The organism is Micrococcus terreus (assembly GCF_900116905.1).
Classification (GTDB): Bacteria; Actinomycetota; Actinomycetes; order Actinomycetales; family Micrococcaceae; genus Citricoccus; species Citricoccus terreus.
Map to the genome: position 1 here is coordinate 145,139 of NZ_FPCG01000006.1, position 19,310 is coordinate 164,448.

The window sequence follows — 19,310 nt, forward strand, 5'->3', positions numbered from 1 at the left end:
CTCACCACATCACGAGGCGGCACCCTCCCAGGGTGGCCGCCGGTCACTGTGCGCCTGAGAGCGGGATCGGCCTCAGGCCTGCTGCCGACGCGCGCTGCGTGCGCGGTGGCGTGTGGTCCGTAGTCTACGCAACCGCTTGACCAGCATGGGCCGGTAGGCCAGCGCCTCCTGGCGGTCCAGCAGTCCACTGAGCACCTGGTAGTACGTGGTGGCCGAGAGCGAGAACTGATCGCGGATGGCCTGGTCCTTGGCCCCGCCGTACTTCCACCACTGATCCTCGAAGTCCAGGATCTTCCGCTCGCGCTCGGTCAGCTCGGGCAGGATGTGCTCCACCGAGACAGCGGCCTGCTCGTCGGCTGAGGATGCAGCGGACATCGGGACTCCTTCGGCGGGGCGGGGTGAACGGACACGGTGCGGACTGCGCTCCAGCCTGCAGTCTACCGACCGAATGACAACCGTGTCATTCGTCGCTCGCCCCTCCAGGGCAGGGAGTGACGGCACTGCCCCTAGGATCGAGCCCATGGCAGTCAACGAGTTCGATCACCCGTTCATCGCCGCGACCTATGACCAGGTGGAGGGGTCCCGGGAGGACCTGGACCAGTACGTCGGGATCGCCCGGGCGCTCGGCGCCCGCTCGGTCCTGGACATCGGGGCCGGCACCGGGACGTTCGCGGTGCGGATGGCCGCTCAGGGCCTGTCCGTGACGGCCGTGGAACCGGCAGGAGAGATGCTCGAGGTCGCTCAGGACAAGCCCCACGCCGAGAAGGTCCACTGGGTGCACGGCACGGCAGCGGATCTGTCAGAGCACGCCGCCCAGACTCATCTGCCCGCCGACCTGGCCGTGATGACCGCCAACGTGGCCCAGGTGTTCCTGACCGACGAGGACTGGCTGGGCACCCTGCGCGCTGTCCACGAGAACCTGACCCCGGGTGGGCACCTGGTGTTCGAGACCCGCATCCCGGAGCGCCGCGCATGGGAGGACTGGGCCCGCCAGGCCGAGTCCACGTGGGAGGCGCCCGGGGTGGGCACCGTGCGGGAGGTATTCGAGGTCACCGAGGTGGACCTGCCGCGGGTCACCTTCAGATCGGACAGCCACCTGCCGGACGGCACCGTGGTCCCCTCCACCTCCACCCTGATCTTCCGTCCGTTGGAGCAGATCCAGCAGACCCTGGCTGAGGCCGGGTTCGAGTTCCTCGAGGCGCGGGACGCCCCAGACCGTCCGGGGCGGGAATGGGTCGTGATCGCCCGGCGCCTGGCCTCCCCCGGAACGGAGGGCTGAGCCATGGAGCTGATCAGCCCGCTGGATCCCGGATGGGACGCGGCCCTGGCCGCGCAGACCGAGGCCCTGGACGTCGTCGGGAAGGACCTGGTGCGCCGCCGCGCGGCCGGGGAGCACATCCTGCCGGCTCCCGAGCATGTCCTGCGCTCCTTCCGCCAGCCCTTCGACCAGGTCAAGGTCCTGGTGCTGGGACAGGACCCTTACCCCACCCCGGGGCATCCGATCGGCCTGAGCTTCGCCGTGGACCGTGATGTGCGGCCGCTGCCGCGGTCGTTGGTGAACATCTACCAGGAGCTCTCCACTGACCTGGGCATCCCGCCGGCCTCGCACGGAGACCTCACCGCGTGGACGGAACAGGGCGTGCTGATGCTGAACCGCGTGCTCACCGTGCGGGCGGGGGCCGCAGCCAGCCACCGCGGGATCGGGTGGGAGCAGATCACCCAGACGGCGGTGGAGGCGTTGGCCGCGCGGGGCACCCCGCTGGTGGCGATCCTGTGGGGCAACGACGCCCGGAAGATGGCTCCGGTGCTGCGGCAGGGCGGTGCCACCGCGATCATCGAGTCGCCCCACCCCTCCCCGCTCTCGGCGCATCGGGGGTTCTTCGGGTCCCGTCCGTTCAGCCGCACCAATGAGCTGCTGGAGCAGCTGGGCGCCGACCCCGTGGACTGGCGGGTGGAACGGGACTGAAGTCCGGTTCGGCCCCCACCGGAGGGACCGGTCAGCGCCGGCCGATCTGCCGACGTTCGTTGGCCCGGTAGGAGCGGGTGAAGGGCCGAGCCAGGGTGTCTCCCAGGACCACGCCCGCGGCGATCGCCATGATCACCATGGAGGCGTTGAACATGCCGACCGCACCCTCCACCACAGCCCCGGAGTCCATGGCGATCTCGTACATGGAGCGGAAGATCATCAGTCCCGGCAGCAGGAACAGGATGCCCGGCACGGCCAGCACCAGCTGGGGTGCGCCCATGCGCAGCGCCACGTACCGCCCCAGGGCGCCGATCACCACGGCGGCGATCGCCGGGGTCACCCGCGGGCTGACACCCAGTGCGCCCACACCCACGTAGACCATGTACCCGCACACGGACACCAGCGCCGTGGGCAGCAGCAGGCGCCATTCGGACTGCTCCACCACGGCGTCGAACAGAGCGGCCAGGAAGACCAGGATCGCCATCATCAGCAGCGGGTAGTTGGCGCTGGACTCCTCGGCCAGGTCGATGCTGCGCACACCGAGCAGTTCGGCCACCGCCACGGCCGCCACGATCCCGGAGATGATCGCCACATAGCTCAGGAACGCCGAGACGAAGCGGCCGGCCGCCGTGACCGGGAAGCCGTTGATGGCGTCCTGCACCGCGGAGACGAACCGGGCGGAGGGCAGCAGCATCATCAGGCCACCGGCCACCACCATGGAGGGGGCCAGCGGCACGTGCAGGGCGTACAGGACGAGGGCCACCACGGTGGCCATGAACCCACCGGCCATGGTGGAGAAGAACTCCGGCACGCGGGCTCGGCCCATCAGATCCACCACGGCCATCACCAGCAGGGTGGACAGCAGCGCGACGCTGGCTCCCACGGGTCCGCCGCCGATGTACAGCACGAAGGTGCCGGCGAACAGGCCGGCGGCCAAGGTGGCCATCCAGCGTGGGAAGGGCTTGGGCCGGTGGCGGATCTCGGCCAGGCGGTCCATCGCCTCGCCCCGGCCCACCTTGCCGGTGGCGATGTCCGAGACCAGACGGTGCAGCAGAGCCAGCCCGGCATAGTTCTGGGTCCAGGAGCGCACCACGCGCTGGACCGAGTAGGGCACCTGCCCCTCGGGCGCATAGTTCAGGTTCATCGACTGGTTGGTGATGTCGATCTCGGTCTCGCGGATGCCGAAGGCCTGGGCCACCACGATGATCGAGGTCTCCACCTCCAAGGCACCGGCCCCGAACCGAAACATGGTCTCCCCCAGCCGCAGCGCGAAGTCCAGGGTGCGGCGGGCGTCCTCATCGGCCTCGCGGTGGGCCTGCAGGTACGGGTTGTTGTACGGGCTGCCGGCGATCCGGTTCACCCAGGGCATCGACTGCGTGGGCAGCGGCTCGGAGTGCATGATCTTCCGGATCGCGGTGCGGCCCGGGAAGCGCATCCGATCCCGGCGTCGAGCCGCCGGCACTGCAGGCTGGGTCTGGGTGTCCGTCTCCGAGGGCGCCAGCACGGACAGCGGCACCGGCTCGGAGGCCGGAGGCTCGGTCAGCGGGGTGTCCTGCATGGGCTCAGGGGCGTCGAGATCGGCGGCAGAGCGGATGACGGCGCTCTCCTCGGAGGTCCCGACGACGGCGGGAGACGGATGCTCCTCGCTCACCGGGCCGGTGGCCGGGGCGGATTCACCGGCCTCCTCGGCCTCCACTTGGGCAGCGGGCCGGATGATCGGGATCATCGACAGGTCTGTGGAGGGCTCAGTGGGGTGCCGCATCCCGGGGACCTCGCCGAACTCCTCGTCCGCCATGCCCGCCTCCCGAATCGAACCGCACCAGGGGCGGTGCCGTGGTGATGTGTGCCGCTGGTGAATGTCCCGTAGACGACTGAAGGACCCCGGTGGGGGCCCTTCAGGATGGTGGATCTTACTGGACTCGAACCAGCGACCTCTCGCGTGTGAAGCGAACGCTCTAACCAACTGAGCTAAAGATCCGTGACGGTCAACGGCGGCGCACACCAGGTGCGTCTCGACCCTGACGACTAGAAGAGCGTAGCAGATCAGCGGCGCTTCCGAGAAACCCTAGGATGACCGCCATGACCACCCCTGCCTCCCGCCACCCGGCCGTCCGGATGGGACTGTCCGTGGCGGTCGCCACCGGCCTCTACGGGATCTCCTTCGGTGCCCTGTCCGTGGCGGCAGGCTTCGACGTGCTCCAGACCATGGCTTTGAGCGTGCTGATGTTCACGGGCGGCTCACAGTTCGCCTTCATCGGAGTCGTCGCCGGAGGCGGTGGCGGCGGGGCGGCCACCGGGGCGGCCTCGCTGCTGGGGGTGCGCAACGCGGTGTACGGCATGCAGATGAACGCCATGCTCCGCCCCGGACCGCTGCTCAGGCCCTGGGCCGCGCAGGTGACGATCGATGAGTCTGCGGCCACCGCCGCCAGCCAGGCTGAGCCGTACGGGCGTCGCCTGGGGTTCTGGACCGCCGGGCTGGGTGTCTGGGTGCTGTGGTCGGCCTTGACGCTGGTGGGCGCACTGGCCGGCAATGCCTTGGGCGATCCGACCGCGTGGGGCCTGGACGGCGCTGCCACCGCCGCCATGCTCGGGCTGCTGTGGCCACGCCTGCGCAGCGGGGACGCCTGGGCGCTGGCGGTGACGGCCGCCCTGGTCACGCTGGTGGCCCTGCCGCTGCTGCCCTCGGGCATCCCGATCCTGGTGGCCGCCCTGGTGGCCGGGCTCTGGGGCTGGTTCCGTCCGGCGGCGGCCACCGATGCTGAGGCAGGCGCCGCATGAGCTGGTGGTCCTGGATCCTGCTGGCCAGCGCCATCGCCTTCATGACCAAGCTGGTGGGCTATCTGCTGCCGATCCGGTGGCTCGAGGACGAGCGGCTGCTTCGCACGGCCAATGCCGTCACCATCGGACTGCTGGCCGCCCTGGTGGTGATGAATGCGGCAGGATCCGGAGCAGGGTTGGCCCTGGACTCCCGCCTGGGTGCACTGGTGGCTGCCGCTGTCGCCCTGCTGCTGCGGGCACCGTTCCTGGTGGTGGTGCTTGTGGGGGCCGCTGCCGCGGCAGGCCTGCGGCTGCTGGGGTTCCCCTGACCTGCGGCCTGTCCGGGTCCGGGCACGCCACGGGCGGGCACCCTGGAAGGTGCCCGCCCGTGGTGACGACTCAGCAGGGAGTCGCCGTCAGGTCAGCAGACGCTCACTCGTAGGAGGCGACCAGTCGGCCGACGACTTCACCGTTCTTGAGCTTCTCGATCCCGTCGGCGATCTCGTCGAAGCCGATCGTGGTGATGGTCGGGTTCAGCTTGCCCGTGGCCATGTACTCGTAGATCCCGGCCACATCCTCCTTGGACCCGCCGTTGGAGCCCTTGAGGTTGCACTGGTTCAGGATCAGCGACTTGGTGTTGATGGTGGACTCGAGCTTGCCCATGCCCACCAGCACCACGGTGCCGTCGCGGCGGATGACGTCCACGGCCTGCGCCGTGGTGGTGCCGAAGCCGGCGAAGTCCACGATCACGTCGAAGGTGACGTCCTCGAACTCGGCGATGGAGGCCTTGACGCCCTGGGCACCGATCTCCTCAGCCAGCGGCCAGACCTTCTCGTTCACCTCGGCAACGTAGACGTCGGCACCGGCGAGCACGGCCACCCGGGCACCGATCTGGCCCAGTCCGCCCAGGCCGATGATGCCCACGGTGTCTCCGGCCTTCACACCGCCCTGGGTAATGACAGCGGCGTGGGAGGTCATGCCGGCGTCCGTGGCGGCCGCGCCCTGGACGAAGTCGACGTTCTCCGGCAGCGGGACCAGTGCCTGGGCGTCGACCACCATCTTCGGGGCGAACCCGCCATCGAAGGAGTAGCCGGGAGCGCCAGCCGGCGTGGTGGGGCACACGCCCACACGGTCGCCGACCGAGAACTCGGTCACGCCCTCGCCGAGCTCGGCGACGACGCCGGCGTTCTCATGGCCGATGGTGATGGGGGTCTTGGCCAGCATGGAGAGCCAGCCCTCGTCCTCCAGCAGGCCCACATCCGAGTGGCACAGGCCTGCGGCCTTCATCTCCAGCAGGACCTGTCCCGGCCCGGGGGTGGGCTCCTCGACCTCGGTCAGGACGAGGGGCTCGTGGGTGTTCGTGAACTGCCATGCCTTCATGGGGATGATTCGCCTCTCCTCAGGTGAGGGCGGGTCTCTCCCACCCTCAGGTGGTTCTCCAGGTGGCCCTGGGGGCCACTGTCCAGCCTAGTCATGGTCAGCGCATCGGTGCACGGGGCGCCCAGCAGTGAGACGTCTCACGGCGACGGACCGCCCTGCCTGCGCGTGGGGCACAGACGGGACGGTCCGTCGTCGGGAACCTGAGGTGAGCTCAGTCCCGGGGACACGGTGCGGGTCAGCGCACGGTGAGGGAGGTGTCGTCGATCCGGAAGATGGTGGGCAGCGAGCTGTCCTCCACACCACGGAACCGCACGGTGACGGTCTTCCCGGCGAACCGGGAGACATCGACGCTGTGGGCGGAGTAGCTGGTGGACTTTTCGCGGTTCGAGTGGGTCTTCACCGTGTAGGCGTAGGACCCGTCGACCACCTGGACGGAGAGCTTGTCATAGGCGTAGCTGGTGCCCTCATCGGTGCCCACGTGCAGGTGATAGCCGAGGGTGACGGTGCTGTCGGCCGGGATGGTGACGCGCTGGTCCACGGTGTAGGTGTTGGAACGGCCCAGACCGTTCAGGGTGGCGTGCCAGGAGCCGGAACGGGCATTGGTGGTGCTCTCGATGGCGTCCGCGTGGCTGGTGGTCCACCCGGTGGCGCCGGACTCGAAGCCGTTGTTCTTCAGCAGCTGCCCGGTGGGAGCCGGCTCCGTGGGATCCTCGGGGTCCGGGGTGGGGGTGGTGCCCCCGCCCAGGGCGTTCATCACCTTGGTGGCGTCCACCAGACCGGTGCCGCAGCCCGCGGTGCAGCCGCCCGGCATGGCACGGGTGCCGGCCTTCAGGGCGGACTCCACCTGGGCCGGGGTGAGCGAGCTCTTGGCCGAGGTCATCAGGGCTGCCAGACCGGCCACATGCGGCGTGGCCATGGAGGTGCCCTGGTACTCGGCGTATCCGCCACCGCGCGGGGTGGTGGTGCCGGTGTCGATGGTGGACAGGATGCCGCCGCCTGCGGTGCGGGTGTCACCGCCGGGGGCGGTCACGTCGATCTTGGTGCCGTAGTTGGAGTAGTAGGACAGTCCGCCGCTCTTGTTGGAGGCGGCCACGGTCACCACGTTGTTGCAGCTGGCCGGGGAGACGCGAGAGGCGTCCTGCCCCTCGTTGCCTGCGGCCACGACCACGGTGGTGCCACGGTTCACGGCGGTGTTGATGGCGTTCTGGTACGTGGAGCTGCAGGTGCCGCCTCCGCCCAGGGACATGTTGATCACGTCGGCCGGTGTGGAGTTGACCGGAGTGCCGGGGACGGAGCCGCCGGAGGCCCAGACGATGGCGTCGGCGATGTCCGAGAGGCGGCCACCGCACTTGGCCAGCACCCGGACGGGCTGGATCTTGGTGTTCGGGGCCACGCCGACCACGCCGGTGGTGTTGGCCACGGCGCCGATGGTGCCGGCCACGTGGGTGCCGTGCCAGGAGGAGTTGGAGCCGCGGGACTGACCGCACTCTCCGGCGACGAACCAGTCACCCTCATCCTGAGGATTGGAGTCGCGACCGTTGCCGTCACGTGCGGCCGCGGCATCGGAGACGAAGTCATAGCCGGCCACGACATTGCTGTTCAGGTCAGGGTGGGAGACGATGCCGGTGTCCAGGACAGCCACCACGGAGCCGGAGCCCGTGCTGATGTTCCAGGCACCGGGAACGCGCATGCCGTTCGTCCCGTGCATGCCCCAGAGCTCGGAGTAGCGGGCATCGTTCGGCGTCAGGGCGATGGTCTGCAGGGTGTCCGGCTCTACAGTGTCCACAGTGCCGGAGGCCCGCAGATCGGCCATGAAGGCCTCAGACTCGGCCGCGGAGAGCTTCTTGTTCGCCTTCACCACGTAGGAGCCGGTGGCGGTGGCACGCAGCTCCTGGACGGAGACACCGGCCTCCTTCGCCGCCTTGCCCCAGGCTTTGGCACGATCGCTCTTGCCAGCACTGGCGGCGCCCTGCTTGTAGGTGACGATGAACTGGTCCTGCGCGCCCTGATCGGGCGAGGCGGCCGGGGCGACCTGCTGACCACGGTCCAGGGTCACGCCCTGGCTCGACGCGGCGTCCTGGTCGGCCGGGGCGGCGGCGGTGGGCAGGGCGGCCAGGGGGCCCAGGCACAGCGAGGCGGCCGCGGCCAGCACGGCTCCGCGGCGCAACGACAGCCCGGACCGGCGGGGCCGGTGCGAGTGATCCGATGGTGTCATGATCGACCTCCTTGAGGGTCTGCAACCCACCGGGCGGGTGGGTGGTTCACGGTCGGGACCCGAGAGGGACCCGAGAGGGACCCGAGTCCCGACCGCGATGTGAGATCACGCTAAGGTCACGGCGTGTGATGTGAAACACTTCTCTCAAAAGTCTGTCCAAAGGTCCCTATGGAGCGAGACCATCCGTCAGAACCGCGTGTCCAATGGTGCCGACCACCGGCTGACTAGGATGTCGACCATGACTGCCTCCGCCGCGCACCGCCTGCTGTCCCTGTCCGCCGTGGGTGCCCTCGCCCTGGGCCTGACCGCCTGTGCTGGTGACGCGGACCAGACCGAGTCTCCCGCCGCCGTCGGGACCGCCTCCACGTCTCCGGCCAGCGAGGGCACCGGGTCCGCAGCCCCCACGCCCAGCCCTTCGCCGTCGGCCAGCGCCGATCAGGAGCCGAGCACCGTGGCGGTCTATGAGGACTTCGCCTGCCCGCACTGCAAGGACTTCCACAACGGGGTCGGCGGGTTCCTGGCCTCGGTGGCCCAGGGCGGGGAGGCCGAGATCGACTACCGGATCGTGGACTTCATGGGCCAGGGCGACGACGAGTCGTGGTCCACGCGGGCGGCGAACGCGTTCTACTGCTTCCGCGACACCACGGAGGACACGCAGCTCCAGCACGACTACCAGACCCAGCTCTTCGCCGCCGCTCCGGCTGGACTGTCCGACCAGCAGCTCGTGGACCGTGCCGGGCTGCTGGAGGTGGACATCGCCGACTGCGTGGCCGCGGACGGCGGGAGCGATCAGATCGAGGCGGCGCTGACCGGCATGTCCGAGGACGGCGTCCGGGGCGTGCCCACCATGGTGGTGGACGGCACGGTGTACGACCCGGAGTCCGACGGCGACGTGATCGACTGGGTGCTGGAGCAGGCGAACCTGTCCGACGGATCCGCCTGATCCGGCCCCGCGGGTCTACCGCCGGCGGCGTGCTCCCGGGTGGGTGTCCGCCAGACGGTCCTGCCCCAGGATCCGGGCACGCAGGGTGGTGCCCTGACTGCCCACGCGGGGCAGCTGCGGGACCAGTCCCCGCTCGCGCAGCACCGGGCTGACGTGCTGGGCGAACGCCGGCAGGTCCAGGCCACGGATGCCGTAGTCCACGTTGAACCCGTCCACCCCGGCCTCAACCTGCCACCGTTCCAGCTCATCGACCACGGTCTGGCCCGACCCCACGATCACCGGTCCGCGCGCACCGATCGCCAGGTACGCCGCCAGGTCCCGCACCGTCCAGTCCCGGTCCGGGTCCAGCGTGGTGAAGGACTGCAGTGCAGAGCGGTTGCCCTGGATCTCCAGGTCCTGGAGCACGTCGTCCGGAGAGAGCTGGGCCAGGTCAAGACCAGTCCAACCGGCGAACAGGGCCAGCGCCGCACTCTCATCCACATACCGGGCGTAGTCCTCGTACCGGGCCCGGGCGGCGGCGTCGTCCTCTGCCGCGATCACGGTGACCGAGGTGATCATCCGCACCGAGTCCTGCGGCCGGCCGTTCTCCTGCAGTCGCGCTCGGACCCCGTCCGTCAGCTGGCGGACGTTCTGCGGTGAGGTGCCGGAGAAGAACAGCGCCTCGGCGTGGGTGGCGGCGAAGTCCAGCCCGCGCGGAGAGGATCCGGCCTGGAACAGGAACGGGGTGCCCTGTGGCCCCGGGAGGGTCAGCGCTGGTCCCGGGACGGTGAAGTGGGTGCCGCTGTGCTCGGCCCCGTGGACCTTCTCCGGGTCCAGGTACAGGTTCTTCCCGACGTCGGCCACCAGGGCGTCGGCTTCGATCGAGCCCTCCCAGAGCCGGTACACGACCTCCATGAACTCATCGGCACGGTCGTAGCGCTGATCGTGGGGCAGCACGTCGGCGGCGCCCAGGTTCTGCATGGCCGAGCGCTGGTAGCTGGTCACGATGTTCCAGGCGATGCGCCCGCGCGTCAGGTGGTCCAGCGTGGCGAACTTGCGGGCCAGCAGGTAGGGCTGTTCATAGCTGACCGAGGCGGTGACCCCGAAGCCGAGGGTGGAGGTGGCGGCCGCGAGCGCACTGACGGCCAGGAGCGGATCGAGCATGGGGTACTGCATACCGGCGCGGATCGCGGTGCGGCCCGAGCCGTCGAACACGTCGTAGACCCCGGCCACATCGGCGAAGAAGAGCGCGTCGAACCCGGCGTCCTCGAGCAGCCGGGCGTGCCGGATCCAGAAGTCGATGTCCCGGTACTGCTCCGGGTCGGCCTGAGGGTGGCGCCAGATCCCGGTGGTCTGGTGCGTGGGCGTCATCATGTCCAGGGCACAGAGCAGCATGGCCCTCATTGTCCCTCAGGTACAGCGCGCATCCGCGCAGGTGGAGCCCCCTGCCGGATTCGAACCGGCGACCTACTGTTTACAAGACAGTTGCTCTGGCCAGCTGAGCTAAGGAGGCGCAGCCGGTCACCTCGACGGCGGACCGGCCCGTCCAGGGTACCGGAAACAGGACCGCTCGGCCCGCACCGTCTCCGCAGGGGAGATCGGTGCGGGCCGAGCCGCTGTCCTGCTGAGGTGTCAGCCGGGGCCGATCAGCCCTCGGCACCCTCGGTGGAGTCCTCCGTGCCGCCGTCGATCAGGCCCTGGGCCCAGACCTGGAAGTCCGGATCGGCGTTGCCGTCCCAGCGCTGTCCCTGCACCCACACGCTCGGGGTACCCGGGATCTGGGCCTCCTGGGCCTTGGCGGTGGTGTACTTCACGAACGGACGGTAGGTGTTGCCGTCCACGCAGGAGTTGATGTCCGCGCCCAGGCCGGAGGCCATGGTCGTGAGCTCGTCGTCGCTGACGCCCTGGCCGGTGTAGGCGGCGAACATCTGGGCCACGAAGGGGATGTACTGCTCCGGGGACTCCTCGGCCACGCAGAGGGCGGCGTTGGCGGCACGAGAGGAGTAGTTCGAAGTGGCCGAGCTGTCCAGGTAGCCCACCAGTCGGTACTCCACGGTGGCCTGGCCGGCGTCCAGCCACTCCTGCAGCTTGGCGCCGTTGGTCTCCTCGAACCCGGCGCAGTGCACGCAGTTGGCGTCGGCGTAGATGATGATCTGCGCGGGCTCACCGGCAGGCTTCTGCTCGGCACCAGGCACCGTGGTGATCTGCTCGGCGGCGCCGGAGGGCTCGGCCACGGCAGCGGCGTCGACCTGCCCGTCCGGGACGTCGCCCGGGGCCAGCTCGGTGGCCGAGACCGCGGTGACTCCGCCGTGGACGTTGCCCACACTGGGTGCCGGGCCGGCGTCCGGAATGGACCGGGAGGAGTTGACGGTGATCAGGGCCACCACCACGGCGATCACGGCGACCACACCGATCACCACGCCCCAGCGGATCATCATGGAGCGGCGCTTCTCCTGCCGGCGCTGCTGCTCCTGCATCTGCCGCGCCTTCTCCCGCGCGCTTGCCTGGCGTTCCGCCTTGGTCTGCTTGCTGCTTGAAGCCATAGTCCTGCCTGTCACGATCCGGTGGTCGGGGGATTCCGAAGCCACGTGAGCGGTCGCCCGGGATCGATCAAGGACGATCACACATGCTTCAGACTGCGTGCCAGAATACCGGCCCAGCCTGGAGGTTCACTGAGCCGGTCCTCACGGGGTCACACGTGTGCGCCGAGCCACACGCCGCCCGGTCCCGGCGACTAGGCTCGAGGGAACAGAGGAGGTCCCGCGTGAACACCCCCGGACACGAATCAGACCAGACACATCAGACCGCCCAGACCAGCCCCTCCGCCCCGGCCACCGGCACCCTGCCGCGGCTCGGCCGGCTCCACCGCCAGGATCCGCCCGACCAGGGCTACGACCTGGTGGTGGTGGCCAATCGCCTGGCGGTGGACCGCGTCACCCACGACGACGGCACGGCCAGTTGGCGCCGCTCCCCCGGTGGCCTCGTCACGGCGCTGGCACCGATCATGGCGCGGATGGACGGCGCCTGGGTGGGCTGGAACGGCGCCCCCGATGAGGAGCTCGAGCCCTTCGACCACGATCAGATGCACCTGGTCCCGGTCGCCTTGAGCGCGGACGAGGTCCAGGACTACTACGAGGGCTTCTCCAATGCCACTCTGTGGCCGCTCTACCACGATGTCATCGCCCCGCCGGAGTTCCACCGCCAGTGGTGGGACGCCTACCGCCGGGTGAACGTGCGCTTCGCCGAGGCCGCTGCGGCCACCGCCGCCGAGGGCGCCACCGTCTGGGTGCAGGACTACCAGCTCCAGCTCGTGCCGGCCCTGCTGCGCACGCTGCGGCCGGATCTGCGGATCGGATTCTTCAACCACATCCCGTTCCCACCCCTGGAGATCTTCGCCCAGCTGCCGTGGCGGCGGGAGGTCGTGGAGGGGCTGATGGGGGCGGACCTGCTGGGCTTCCAGCGGACATCGGACGCGGCGAACTTCCACCGCGTGGCCAAACGGTACGGCGGATACGCCTTCCGCAGCGGCCAGGTCGAGGTGGAGCAGGACCAGACCTCGCGCACCGTGCGGGCCGAGGCCTTCCCCATCTCGATCGACACCACCCCCCTGCGCCAGCTGGCCGCCGACCCCCAGGTCCAGGAACGGGCCCGGCAGATCCGTCAGGACCTGGGCAACCCGCAGACCATCCTGCTCGGGGTGGACCGGCTGGACTACACCAAGGGCATCCGGCACCGGATCAAGGCCTTCGGCGAGCTGTTGGACGACGGGCGGCTCACCGTGGACCGTGCCTGCCTGGTGCAGGTGGCCAGCCCCTCCCGCGAGCGCGTGGACTCCTACCGCCAGCTGCGCGAGGACATCGAGCTGGCCGTGGGCCGGCTCAACGGCACCTACGACACCATGGGCCACACCGCCATCCGCTATCTGCACCACGCCTATCCGATCGAGGAGATGGTGGCCCTGTACCTGGCCGCGGACGTCATGCTCGTCACCGCACTGAGGGACGGGATGAACCTGGTCGCCAAGGAGTACGTGGCGGTCCGCGGCGCCGGTGCCGCTCACAGCGGCGTGCTGGTCCTCTCCGAGTTCGCCGGTGCGGCCGACCAGCTCAAGCAGGCCCTGCTGGTCAACCCCCATGACATCGACGGTCTGAAGGACACCATCATGCAGGCCGTGGAGATGGACACCAAGGAGGCCACCCGCCGGATGCGCACCATGAGCCGTCAGATCGCCACGCATGATGTGAACCGGTGGTCCAAGGAGTTCCTGGAGCGCCTGGGCACGGGGACCGCATGACCGGCAACGGCGTGCAGCCCGCCCTGGAACCGGAGCTGGGATCGGCCCTGCGGTCCTTCGCGGATCACCGCACCGTCCTGGTGGCCCTGGACTTCGACGGCGTGATGGCCCCGCTGGTGGACCGTGCCGAGGACGCCTGCCCGCTGCCGGAGAACGCCCACGCCCTGGCGTCCCTGACCGGTCTGGCCGGGGTGCACACCGCACTGGTCTCCGGCCGCGCCCTGGAGTCCCTCACCGCCGTGGCCGCTCCCCCGGCCGCGACGCTACTGATCGGCTCGCACGGCGCTGAGCGTCGCCTCGGCCCGGATGCCCCGCCGCTGATCCTCACGGACACCCAGCAGGCAGCCCTCGCAGCCGCCGAGCGTACCCTCGAGTCCCTCTCCGCCACCGTCCCGGGCAGCTGGGTGGAGCACAAGCCGGCGGGCCGCGTCCTGCACGTGCGCCAGGTGAGCGATCCTGCCCAGGCGCGTGACGTCGTCGGGACGGCCGAGACGGCCCTGACCACGCTGGCGGGCGAGCATCCAGAGATCACGGTGGGCCACGGCAAGGCCGTGCTGGAGACCTCCGTGGTCCGCGCCGACAAGGGGCAGGGGCTGGAGCTGCTGCGGCAGACCACCGGCGCGGACGCGGTGCTCTTCGCCGGGGACGATGTCACCGATGAGGCCGGCTTCGCACGGTTGCGTCCCGGTGTGGACGTGGGCATCAAGGTGGGGCAGGGCCCGACGGCGGCTCCGTTCCGGATCGCTGGGCCGCAGGCTCTGGCGGGGGTGCTTCAGGCGGTGGCCCAGTGGCGAGCCTGAGCCTGCGCCAGGTGACCGTCCGGTTCCCCACCGCGTCCGAGCCCGCGCTGGACGAGGTGGACCTGGAGGTGCCGCACGGTCACTTCACCGTGGTCTGCGGGCCCGAACGCAGCGGCAAGTCCACGCTGCTGCGCGTGGCCGGCGGCCAGGAGGAGGCCAGCTCCGGGAGCGTCTGGATCGGCGGGGAGGATGTCACCGCCCGTTCGGCCCAGGACCGCGGCGCCGTGCTGGTGATGCAGCACTACGCCCTGTATCCGCACCTGAGCGTGCAGGAGAACATGGCCTTCGCCCTGCGCGTGGCCGGTGTGGCCGAGACCGAGCTGCAGGAGCGGGTCCGCTATGCCGCCGAGGTGCTGGGGCTGACCGAGGCGCTGGACCTGCACCCGGACCAGATCACTGGACCCCAGCGTCAGCAGGTGGCCCTGGCCCGGGCCATGGTCCGCCGTCCCACCGTGCTGCTGATGGACGATCCGCTCGTGGCCCTCTCCCCCGAGCTGGTGGACGCCACCGCCGAGCTGATCGGCACCCTGGCCCGCCACCTGGATGTGACCACGCTGATGGCCTGCACGGACCCCGCCCCGGTGCGGGCGGCGGCAGACACGCTCTGGACCCTGGACCACGGACGCCTGCATCCTGGGACGAACGACCACAGAGAGGACCGTCCATGAGCACGCTGCGCGGACTGGACATCACCTCGGCCGCGGACCTGGGCACCGCCGCGGGCTCGGCCGAGCTGCTCACGCTGCCCTGGGACGTGGCCCTGGAGGACTGGCCCGAGCAGTACTTGGCCGCCCTGCCCCGAGGCATCTCCCGGCATGTGGTGCGGTTCGCACATCTGGCGGGGGCCGTCGTCGCGGTCAAGGAGACCACCGAGGCCAACGCGCGCCGGGAGTACAACCTGCTGCGCCGCCTGGAGCGCCTGGACGTGCCCTGCGTCGAACCGCTGGCGGTGGTCAGCGGCCGCGTGGACGCCTCCGGGGAGCCGCTGCCGACCATGCTGGTCACTCGCCACCTGCGCTTCTCCCTGCCCTACCGCGCCGTGTTCTCCCAGAAGCTGCGTCAGGACACCCTCACCCGCCTGGTGGACGCCCTGGCCCTGCTGCTGGTCCAGCTGCACCTGGAGGGGTTCTACTGGGGGGACGTCTCCCTCTCCAACACCCTGTTCCGCCGAGACGCCGGGGACTTCGCCGCCTACCTGGTGGACGCCGAGACCGGCGAGCTGCACCCCTCCCTCTCTCGTGGACAGCGCGAGCACGACCTGGAGATCGCCCGGGTGAACATCGCCGGGGAGCTGATGGACCTGATGAACGGCGGATTCATCGAACCGGAGGTGGACCCGCTGGCCACCTCCGAACGGATCCTGGACGCCTACCGGCGGCTGTGGGATGAGCTCACCGGGGACCTCTCCTTCTCCGCGGACGAACGGTGGCGCGTGGAGGAGCGGATCCGGCGCCTGAACGACCTCGGATTCGATGTGGAGGAGTTCGCCATCCGCTCCACCGCAGACGGCAGCGAGCTGGTCCTGCAGCCCAAGGTGGTGGACCCCGGGCACCATCACCGGCGACTGATGGGGCTGACCGGGCTGGACGTGCAGGAGAACCAGGCGCGGCGGCTGCTGCGGGACATCGACGAGTTCCGGATGGTCCACCACCCGGAGATGGACGAGCACGAGTCCGCCCACCTGTGGACCTCCGAGGTGTTCGAACCGGTGGTCCGGGCGATCCCCCGGGAGCTCTCCCTCAAGCTCGAGCCCGCCGAGGTGATGCACCAGCTGCTGGAGCACCGCTGGTACCTCTCCGAAGAGCAGTCCCGCGAGGTGCCCCTGCAGGAGGCGCTGAGCACCTATGTGGACCAGGTGCTGCGCAACCGCCGGGACGAGGACGCCGTGATCCTGCACCCCACCACCACGATGCTCCGGGCCGTTTCCTCAGACCAGGAGCCGAATCCGAGCCGGGACGACTGAGCGCCCGAGCTGCGTGCTGTCCGCCGTCCAGTGGCTGCTGGCCCCTGCCCCGGGGAACTCTGGTGCAGTCCTCGTCGAGCGGCAGTTCTGTGCTGCACTTCTCGTCCAGAAAGACGCCGCACAGCACCACATCGTGCACCCCATCTGGCCGGTGCGACGACACGTGCATCAGGGATTCGTCGCCACGGCCGGTGCACTGAGAATCACCCGGTCACCGCGGCCAGAACGCGGATCAGGCGCCCCATGCCGTCCATGGAGCGCCTGAGTCCGTCCTCGTGGAGCTGGCCTGGGTCAGCCCTTCACGCCGCCAGCGGTCAGCCCGGAGACGATGTACTTCTGCAGGAACAGGAACAGGGCCATCACCGGCAGGGCGGCCAGCACCGCGCCGGCGGCGAACACGCCCCAGTTCTCCGAGCGGGTCTCCGAGACGTAGCCGTACAGGCCCACGGCCAGGGTCTGGGTGCTCGGGTCCGTCAGCACCACGGAGGCGATCACGAACTCCGAGACCGTGAAGATGAAGGACAGCAGTCCCACCACGGCCAGGATGGGGGTGACCAGGCGCAGGATGATCGAGAAGAAGATCTGCACGTGCGAGGCCCCGTCCAGCTTCGCGGCCTCATCCAGGGACTGCGGCACGGTGTTGAAGAAGCCGTACATCAGGTACGTGTTCACGCCCAGTGCCCCGCCCAGGTAGACCAGGATCAGGCCCAGCTGCGAGCCGATGCCCAGTGCCGGGACGATGTCCCCGATGTAGGACAGCAGCAGGAAGATCGCGACGACGGCCAGCAGCTGCGGGAACATCTGCACCAGCAGCAGGGTCAGCAGTCCCACGCGGCGGCCTTTGAACCGCATGCGGGAGAACGCATAGGCCGCCAGCGCGCCCAGGAACACGGTCAGGAACGCGGTGACCAGCCCGATGATCAGGGTGTTCACGAACCAGCGCGCATAGGGGCGGGAGGGGTCATTGAACAGGTCCACGTAGTTCTGGGTGCTGAAGGAGCTGAACAGGTCGTTGGACCCGGCCATGGTGCCGGTGGGGTCCAGGGAGGCTGAGAGCACGTAGAGCAGCGGGAACAGCGAGAACGCGCTGGCCAGGATGCCCACGATGTGCCGCCAGCCGTCCTGCCGGAACCACTTGCCGTAGGTCCGCTGCGAGCCCGAGGGCCCGTCCGTGTCCCAGCGGATGGGATCCTTCTCCTGCTGGGCCAGGGCCGCGGCGATCCCGCCGCCCGTGGGAGTCGGGGCCACGGCAGGCTCGGTGCCGCCGGCCGCCACCGGGGAGGGGACCTTGCCGCCGGCGGTGACGGAGCCGTCGTCGGGACGCTCTGAGGGGTTCATGGGGGTGCTCACGAGTCGATCTCCTCCAGCGCCTTGGTGCGGTTGAAGCTGATGGCCGAGATGGTCGCCACGATCAGGAAGATCACGATCGACAGCGCCGAGGCCAGGCCGTAGTCACGGCCCACTCCGGAGAACGCGGTCTTGTAGACCACGGTGATCAGGATGTCGGTGGCGCCGATGTTCAAGGTGGTGTCGTCGAACCGGGGGCCACCGCCGGTCAGCATGTAGATGATGTTGAAGTTGTTGAAGTTGAACGCGAACGAGGAGATCAGCAGCGGTGCCACCGAGACCAGCAGCAGCGGCAGCTTGATCGAGCGGAAGATCCGCCAGGCCCCGGCGCCGTCCATCTTGGCGGCCTCGTCCACGTCCTCCGGCAGGGACTGCAGGGCGCCGGTGGTCACCAGGAACATGTAGGGGAAGCCCAGCCACAGGTTCACGATCAGCACCGAGACCTTGGCCAGCCACGGGTCGGTCAGCCACGGGATCTCCGCCCCGCCGAAGAAGGTGTTGTTGATGTAGCCGAACTCGGGGTTGAGCAGTCCGGACCAGACCAGGCCGGAGAGGAACGCCGGGAACGCGTAGGGCAGGATCATCAGCACCCGGTAGACCGCCTTGCCCTTCAAGGTGGCCCGGTTGAAGGTGATCGCCAGCAGCAGGCCCAGCACGAAGGTGGTGGCCACACTGAGGATGGCGAAGGCGAAGGTCCAGAAGAACACCCGGATCAGCGGGTCGCGCAGCTCGGGGTCGGTGATGGCCCGTTCGAAGTTCTCGGTGCCCACGAACACCTGCCAGCCGGTCTGCAGGGTGCGTCCGTCCTCGGCGGCGAACTGGCCCTCCCCGTTGTCCCGGTAGACGGTGCCGTCCTCGGAGTCGGTGAAGGTGTCAGCGGCCTCGTCGTAGGCCAGCCGCGGGGAGTAGACGTAGGCCCGGGAGCCGTCCTGAGTACGCAGGGTGCCGTCCGCGGGATCATCGCTCAGCGGCACCTGCAGCTCCCCCACCTGCTGCTGCCGGGAGAGCAGGTCGGAGAAGTTCAGGGTGCTAAAGCCCTCCACACCGGTGGGCTGATCCCCCTCCATCTGGGCCTCGACCGGCTCCAGTGGCATGTCCGCGCCGCCGATCATGGCCTGCCCGTCCTGGGTGGTGAGCAGGAACAGGTCCCCTCCCTGCTCCAGCAGGGTGGCGTCATAGGTCGGCGAGTCCGGCACGCGCACGGTGGCCGAGCGCTGGATGGCCTCGATCGCCGCGGACTTGTCCGAGTTGTGCCCGTCACCGTAGTTGGTGAAGGCGATGTAGGAGGAGTACAGGACCACGAACACCTGGAACAGAGCCAGGAAGAAGAGGCCGGGGGCCAGGTACTTGGCGGGCAGCCCTCCCCTGCGCAGGTAGATCCAGTTGATCACCAGGGTCACGGCCAGCCAGACACCGAAGACCAGCCAGTCCTCGTTGGCCACCAGCTGGAACATCACGAACACCGCGAAGGCGTCCACCAGTCCCAGCAGGATGATCTTGGACAGCGTGCCGCCCATGCCGTCCGGTCCGCGCTTTGAGGCGCCTCCCAGACCACGACGACGGCCCCCGGGCTGGGTGCCCGACTCGCCGGTGGCGGTGTCAGGGGTGTGCGCGCCGGCGGTGCTCGGCGTCGATGACAGCGAACTCATGGTCCCTCATCCGGCCC

Annotated in this window: 17 protein-coding genes and 2 tRNA genes; 9 read left to right on the plus strand and 10 right to left on the minus strand. The window is 69.6% G+C overall.

The annotated features are described in order from the left end of the window. Positions 1-72 precede the first annotated feature (72 nt). The gene (locus BM355_RS08845) at positions 73-375 is read right to left on the minus strand and encodes a DUF3263 domain-containing protein (protein WP_091697397.1); all 303 of its coding nucleotides are present in this window, start codon (positions 373-375) and stop codon (positions 73-75) included. 145 nt (positions 376-520) lie between these two features. On the opposite strand from BM355_RS08845, the gene BM355_RS08850 reads away from it, so the two are divergent. Together BM355_RS08850 and BM355_RS08855 are read left to right on the plus strand one after the other, a co-directional pair. Then, entirely contained in the window at positions 521-1,279 is a 759-nt protein-coding gene (locus tag BM355_RS08850; RefSeq protein WP_091697400.1) for a class I SAM-dependent methyltransferase, read from the plus strand. A gap of 3 nt (positions 1,280-1,282) precedes the next feature. Further along, the gene (locus tag BM355_RS08855) at positions 1,283-1,966 is read left to right on the plus strand and encodes a uracil-DNA glycosylase (RefSeq protein WP_091697403.1); all 684 of its coding nucleotides are present in this window, start codon (positions 1,283-1,285) and stop codon (positions 1,964-1,966) included. A 31-nt stretch (positions 1,967-1,997) separates the two neighbouring features. Here BM355_RS08855 and BM355_RS08860 read toward each other — a convergent pair whose 3' ends face one another. Further along, positions 1,998-3,761 (minus strand): threonine/serine exporter family protein, encoded by a 1,764-nt coding sequence (locus tag BM355_RS08860; RefSeq protein ID WP_091697406.1) that lies wholly within the window; start codon positions 3,759-3,761, stop codon positions 1,998-2,000. 106 nt (positions 3,762-3,867) lie between these two features. Further along, positions 3,868-3,944: transfer RNA gene (locus tag BM355_RS08865), tRNA-Val, on the minus strand. Positions 3,945-4,036: 92 nt separating this feature from the next. Here BM355_RS08865 and BM355_RS08870 point away from each other — a divergent pair. Beyond that, positions 4,037-4,744 (plus strand): AzlC family ABC transporter permease, encoded by a 708-nt coding sequence (locus tag BM355_RS08870; RefSeq protein WP_091697409.1) that lies wholly within the window; start codon positions 4,037-4,039, stop codon positions 4,742-4,744. Further along, positions 4,741-5,052: an AzlD domain-containing protein gene (locus BM355_RS08875; RefSeq protein WP_091697412.1), complete on the plus strand. Its 312-nt coding sequence runs from the start codon at positions 4,741-4,743 to the stop codon at positions 5,050-5,052. The genes BM355_RS08870 and BM355_RS08875 overlap by 4 nt, the downstream gene beginning before the upstream one ends. A gap of 103 nt (positions 5,053-5,155) precedes the next feature. Here the strand turns inward: BM355_RS08875 and BM355_RS08880 are convergent, their stop codons facing one another. Next, entirely contained in the window at positions 5,156-6,103 is a 948-nt protein-coding gene (locus BM355_RS08880) for a zinc-binding dehydrogenase (protein WP_091697414.1), read from the minus strand. Positions 6,104-6,338: 235 nt separating this feature from the next. Continuing rightward, complete coding sequence (locus BM355_RS08885) at positions 6,339-8,318, minus strand: S8 family peptidase (RefSeq protein ID WP_091697416.1); 1,980 nt, start codon at positions 8,316-8,318, stop codon at positions 6,339-6,341. Between the two features lie 238 nt (positions 8,319-8,556). Here BM355_RS08885 and BM355_RS08890 point away from each other — a divergent pair, with 238 nt between their 5' ends. Beyond that, on the plus strand, positions 8,557-9,261 hold the full coding sequence (locus BM355_RS08890; RefSeq protein WP_177227902.1) for a DsbA family protein: 705 nt from the start codon (positions 8,557-8,559) through the stop codon (positions 9,259-9,261). Positions 9,262-9,276: 15 nt separating this feature from the next. Here BM355_RS08890 and BM355_RS08895 read toward each other — a convergent pair whose 3' ends face one another. The 3 genes from BM355_RS08895 to BM355_RS08905 form a co-directional block, all read right to left on the minus strand. Then, positions 9,277-10,635, minus strand: a complete 1,359-nt coding sequence (locus BM355_RS08895; protein WP_245760692.1) for an NtaA/DmoA family FMN-dependent monooxygenase — start codon at positions 10,633-10,635, stop codon at positions 9,277-9,279. Between the two features lie 41 nt (positions 10,636-10,676). Further along, positions 10,677-10,753 (minus strand) — tRNA-Thr (locus tag BM355_RS08900). A gap of 133 nt (positions 10,754-10,886) precedes the next feature. Continuing rightward, complete coding sequence (locus tag BM355_RS08905) at positions 10,887-11,783, minus strand: DsbA family protein (protein ID WP_091697422.1); 897 nt, start codon at positions 11,781-11,783, stop codon at positions 10,887-10,889. A 299-nt stretch (positions 11,784-12,082) separates the two neighbouring features. Here BM355_RS08905 and BM355_RS08910 point away from each other — a divergent pair, with 299 nt between their 5' ends. The 4 genes from BM355_RS08910 to BM355_RS08925 are packed head-to-tail and all read left to right on the plus strand — an operon-like array spanning position 12,083 to position 16,297. Beyond that, positions 12,083-13,534 (plus strand): alpha,alpha-trehalose-phosphate synthase (UDP-forming), encoded by a 1,452-nt coding sequence (locus BM355_RS08910; RefSeq protein ID WP_245760703.1) that lies wholly within the window; start codon positions 12,083-12,085, stop codon positions 13,532-13,534. Continuing rightward, on the plus strand, positions 13,531-14,334 hold the full coding sequence (gene otsB / locus BM355_RS08915; RefSeq protein ID WP_091697426.1) for a trehalose-phosphatase: 804 nt from the start codon (positions 13,531-13,533) through the stop codon (positions 14,332-14,334). The genes BM355_RS08910 and otsB overlap by 4 nt, the downstream gene beginning before the upstream one ends. Then, complete coding sequence (locus BM355_RS08920; protein ID WP_091697429.1) at positions 14,322-15,002, plus strand: ATP-binding cassette domain-containing protein; 681 nt, start codon at positions 14,322-14,324, stop codon at positions 15,000-15,002. Before otsB ends, BM355_RS08920 begins: the two co-directional genes overlap by 13 nt. Beyond that, entirely contained in the window at positions 14,999-16,297 is a 1,299-nt protein-coding gene (locus BM355_RS08925) for a DUF4032 domain-containing protein (protein WP_091697432.1), read from the plus strand. Before BM355_RS08920 ends, BM355_RS08925 begins: the two co-directional genes overlap by 4 nt. 291 nt (positions 16,298-16,588) lie before the next feature. Here the strand turns inward: BM355_RS08925 and BM355_RS08930 are convergent, their stop codons facing one another. After that, a complete protein-coding gene (locus BM355_RS08930) occupies positions 16,589-17,647 on the minus strand; it encodes a sugar ABC transporter permease (protein WP_245760693.1) in 1,059 nt (352 codons plus the stop codon). Continuing rightward, the gene (locus tag BM355_RS08935) at positions 17,644-19,293 is read right to left on the minus strand and encodes an ABC transporter permease subunit (protein ID WP_091697435.1); all 1,650 of its coding nucleotides are present in this window, start codon (positions 19,291-19,293) and stop codon (positions 17,644-17,646) included. Before BM355_RS08935 ends, BM355_RS08930 begins: the two co-directional genes overlap by 4 nt. Positions 19,294-19,310: the final 17 nt, after the last annotated feature.